We start from the raw sequence: 4169 nt of genomic DNA on the forward strand, positions 1-4169 counted from the left end.
CCAGCCCAGGGCCACCCCGGAGAGCGCCCGGTCGCGGGACAGGACCAGCAACACGTAGCGGAACACCTCGCCCGCGGCGGCGATCCCCGCGAGCAGGGCGGTGGTGACCGCGAGCCGGCGCAGCAGCCCGGCGTGGGCGCGCAGCGCCTCCTGCGGGTCGGGGGCGGGCCGGGACGGGAGCGGCCCGTCGGGGCTGCCGGGCTCCGGGCGCGCGGCCCACGGCCACAGGCTCCACCGCGGTACCTCGCGGTAGCGCGGGGGCCCGGCGTAGGGACGGCGGGTCCGGGCGGGCGCCCGGGGACGCAGCGCGTCCGGCGTCGTCGCCACCCAGCGGACCCCGGAGAGCACGCGGCCGCAGTGCACGCAGAAGCGGACGGACTCGCCGGGTGGCTGCTCCCGGCCGCACCGCGGGCAGGTCACGGCGCTACACCACCTGGGCGGGCCCCGGCCCGTCGGTGACCACCGGGCGACCGGCGGCCTCCCAGGCGAGCATGCCGCCGTGCACGTTGACCGCCTCGCGGCCCTGGCCGACCAGGTACGCGGTGACCTGCGCCGAGCGGCCGCCAACGCGGCAGACCACCGCGAGCGGCCCCTCGGGGACCTCGTCGAGCCGGTTGAGGAACTGCGACATCGGGACGTGCACCGCGTCGGGCGCATGGCCCGCGGCCCACTCGTCGTCCTCGCGGACGTCGAGCAGCGTCGCCCCCGCGGGCACCTCGGTCACCGTCACGGCGGGCACCTCGGGCGTCATGGACCCATCACATCACACGACGGACCGGCCGCCCGTCAGTGCTGACGCGCCTGCGGCACCTGCTGCTCGGCCGCCGATCCGGCACCGGTCATCGAGCGGACCTCCATCTCGGCGGCGCGGCGGTCGAGCTCGGCCTGCTCCTCCGGCGGGATCCGGTCCGCGCCGACCATCGTCCCGACGACGCCGAGCAGGAACGAGACCGGGATCGACACGATGCCGGGGTTCGAGAGCGGGAACCACGCGAAGTCGACCCCGGCCCCGAAGATCGACGTCTCCTCGCCCGAGACCACCGGTGAGAACACGATCAGCACGATGCAGAGGCCGAGCCCGCCGTAGATGCTCCACAACGCGCCGGTGGTGTTGAACTTCCGCCAGAACAGCGAATAGAGCAGCGTCGGGAGGTTCGCCGAGGCGGCCACCGCGAACGCGAGGGCCACGAGGAACGCGACGTTCTGCCCGTTCGCGAGGATCCCGCCGAGGACCGCGACGATCCCGACGACGAGGGCCGTCCGCCGCGCGACCCGCACCTCGGACCCGGGCTCCGGGGCGCCGTCCTTGAGCACCGACGCGTAGACGTCGTGCGCGAACGAGGCCGCCGAGGTGATGGTCAGGCCGGCGACGACGGCGAGGATCGTCGCGAAGGCGATCGCGGAGACGATGCCCAGCAGGAGCGTGCCGCCGAGCTCGTAGGCGAGCAGTGGCGCGGCGTCGTTGACGTTCTTCGACGTCAGCATCCCCTTCGGCACCAGCGCCGCGGCGCCGTACCCGATCACCAGGGTGAACAGGTAGAAGATGCCGATGATCCAGATCGCCCAGTTCACCGAGCGGCGGGCCTCCTGGGCGGTGGGCACCGTGTAGAAGCGCATGAGCACGTGCGGCAGGCCCGCGGTGCCGAGCACGAGGGCCAGCGCGAGCGACAGGAAGTCGATCCGGCTCGCGACGGACTTGCCGTACTCGTTGCCCGCGTTGAGCAGGTTGGTGCTGACGTTCGCGTCCGCGGCCCCGAGGACCGACGACAGGTTGAAGCTGAACAGGCCCAGGACCCACACCGTCATGACCGCGGCACCGATCACGAGCAGGGTGGCCTTGATGATCTGCACCCAGGTGGTGCCGCGCATGCCGCCGTAGAGCACGTAGAAGATCATCACGAGCCCGACGAGCAGGATGACCAGCGACTGGCCGTCGAAGATGCCCGGCTCGTTCGGGACGCCGAGCAGCAGCGAGATCAGGGCGCCGGCGCCGGCCATCTGCGCGAGCAGGTAGAAGAACGACACGACCAGCGTCGAGACCGCCGCCGCGGCGCGCACCGGGCGCTGGCGCATCCGGAAGCTCAGGACGTCGCCCATCGTGAAGCGCCCGACGTTGCGGAGCAGCTCCGCGACCAGCAGCAGCGCGGTCAGCCAGGCGACCAGGAAGCCGACCGAGTAGAGGAACCCGTCGTAGCCGTTCACGGCGATCGCGCCGGCGATGCCGAGGAACGACGCGGCCGAGAGGTAGTCCCCCGAGATCGCGATCCCGTTCTGCGGGCCGGTGAACGAGCTGCCCGCGGCGTAGTAGTCCGACGCCGTCGTCGTGGAGCGGCTCACGCGGTAGACGATCAGCAGGGTCAGGACGACGAAGACCAGGAAGATCCCGATGTTGAGCACCGGGCTGCCGAGCTGCGTCGGCGCGGCCTGCTCCGGGAGCCCGGCGACGGCCGAGGTGGTCACAGGTTCTCCTCCACGCGGGCGCGCAGCTCCGCGGCGGTCGGGTCGAGGTTCTTCTCCGCGTAGCGCGCGTAGGCCACCGCGATCGCGAAGGTCGAGACGAACTGCAGCAGGCCCAGCAGCAGTCCCACGGTGAGGTTGGTCCCGCCCAGGTGCGTGTTCACGACGCCGGGCGCGAAGTCCGCGAGCAGGACGTAGACCAGGAACCACGCGAGGAAGAGACCGCTCATCGTGAACACGTAGCGCAGCCAGCGCGTGCGCAGCGCCCGGAACTCCGGGCTGCTCCGCATCTGCTCGTACGGCGTCGGGGTGCCGCTCTGCGGCACCGGGCCGCGGGGGCTCTCCTCGGTCGCGCTCATGGTCAACCTTCCGGGTCGGCGTGGCGGGGTCTCCGCGTGCCGGTGCTGCGGGCGACGGATTGTCCAACGGAGCAACATAGTTGTCGTCACTCGGTCCGACGTGCTCTTTTCGAGTGGGCCGTCCCGTGACGGTCGGTGCGTCCCGGGACGAGCCGACCGCCCGATCGTCGGCACGACGACTCAGCCGCGACCCACGCGCATCTCGCCGAGCCCGAGCCGTTCCGGAGCGTGAAGTCGCAGCAGGGTACGTCCGACCCCGGCCGGAACGCGGTTCGGGGTCGCCCGGCTGACCAGGACCATCGTCACGGTCGCGAGCGGCAGCGTGACGGCAGCCGGTTGGCCCAGCAGGACCCCCGCGGCCCCGGGCAGGGTCGCCCCGAACAGCGTCGCCAGCGCGGCGCCGAGCGAGAGCACCCCGCCGACGACGATCCCCGCGACCGCACCGCGGTCGGTCAGGCCGCGCCACCAGATGCCGAGCAGCAGCAGCGGCGCGAACGTCGACGCCGCGACCGCCAGGGCCAGCGCCGTGGACTGCGCCAGCTCGAGCCGGACCATGACGAGGGCGAGCACGATCGGGACGGCGCCGGCGACGTGCGCGGCGATGCGGAAGTCCCCCAGGCGGCCCGGGAGGACGTCGCTGGAGAGCACCCCGGCCACGGAGAGCAGCAGTCCCGCGGAGACCGCGAGCAGCGTCGTGGTCACCCCGGCGGCGACCAGCCCGCCGAGGACCGCGCCACCCCAGCCGCCCACCGCCAACGCGGGCAGCAGCAGCACCGTGGCGTCACCCTCGCCGCCGACCAGCAGCTGCGGCGCCGAGAACCGGGCGAGTGCCCCGAGCACGACGGGCACGATGCTGAAGCCGCCGAGCAGCGCGAGCACGAGGACGGTGGAACGCCGCGCCGCCCGTCCGTCGGGGTTGGTGTAGTAGCGGACGAGCACGTGCGGCAGGCCGACGACGCCGAAACAGGTCGCCAGCAGCAGCGAGTAGACCCACAGCGGGTCGCGCTGCCCGGTGCCGAAGGGATGGTCCCACGCGGCCTGGTCGCCCACCGCGCCGTCCACCGCCGGGACGGGCGCCCCGGCCGGGAAGCCGAGGGTGGTGTCCTCGCGCACCGTGCGGGGTCCGGGGGCCCAGGTGTCGGTGCGGGTGGGGCCGTCGCCCGACACCCGCACGGTGACGGGCGCGGTGACCTGCAGGGTGACCGGGGACTGCACGGTCACGCTGGTGGGGCGGTCGAAGGTCGCGGGCCCGGCGGTCGTCGTCCCCGCGATCCCGGAGCCCAGGAACCACGCGACGAGGACGAGGGCGGGGACCGCGAGCGCGACCGCCTTGAACCAGAAGCCGAAGGCCTG

4 protein-coding genes and 1 pseudogene are annotated in these 4169 nt (G+C 73.3%); all 5 read right to left on the minus strand.

What is annotated here, in order from left to right; all coding sequences use genetic code 11:
* Window positions 1–420, minus strand: a pseudogene (locus AC0CYZ_RS23215) (hypothetical protein); the annotation flags it as partial.
* Window positions 421–424: 4 nt separating this feature from the next.
* Complete coding sequence (locus AC0CYZ_RS23220) at window positions 425–751, minus strand: rhodanese-like domain-containing protein (protein WP_472219722.1); 327 nt, start codon at window positions 749–751, stop codon at window positions 425–427.
* Window positions 752–786: 35 nt separating this feature from the next.
* On the minus strand, window positions 787–2460 hold the full coding sequence (locus AC0CYZ_RS23225; protein ID WP_472219724.1) for a solute symporter family protein: 1674 nt from the start codon (window positions 2458–2460) through the stop codon (window positions 787–789).
* The gene (locus tag AC0CYZ_RS23230) at window positions 2457–2816 is read right to left on the minus strand and encodes a DUF485 domain-containing protein (protein WP_472219726.1); all 360 of its coding nucleotides are present in this window, start codon (window positions 2814–2816) and stop codon (window positions 2457–2459) included. Before AC0CYZ_RS23230 ends, AC0CYZ_RS23225 begins: the two co-directional genes overlap by 4 nt.
* A 180-nt stretch (window positions 2817–2996) precedes the next feature.
* The coding region (locus AC0CYZ_RS23235) for a sodium:solute symporter family transporter (RefSeq protein ID WP_472219728.1) at window positions 2997–4169 on the minus strand (1173 nt) is incomplete at its 5' end.

This window comes from Actinomycetospora sp. (assembly GCF_055612215.1).

What these genes read in the sequence shown, in the direction of transcription:
- AC0CYZ_RS23220 (WP_472219722.1), bottom strand. Translation starts at nt 751, where the DNA reads ATGACGCCCGAGGTGCCCGCCGTGACGGTGACCGAGGTGCCCGCGGGG.
- AC0CYZ_RS23230 (WP_472219726.1), bottom strand. Translation starts at nt 2,816, where the DNA reads ATGAGCGCGACCGAGGAGAGCCCCCGCGGCCCGGTGCCGCAGAGCGGC.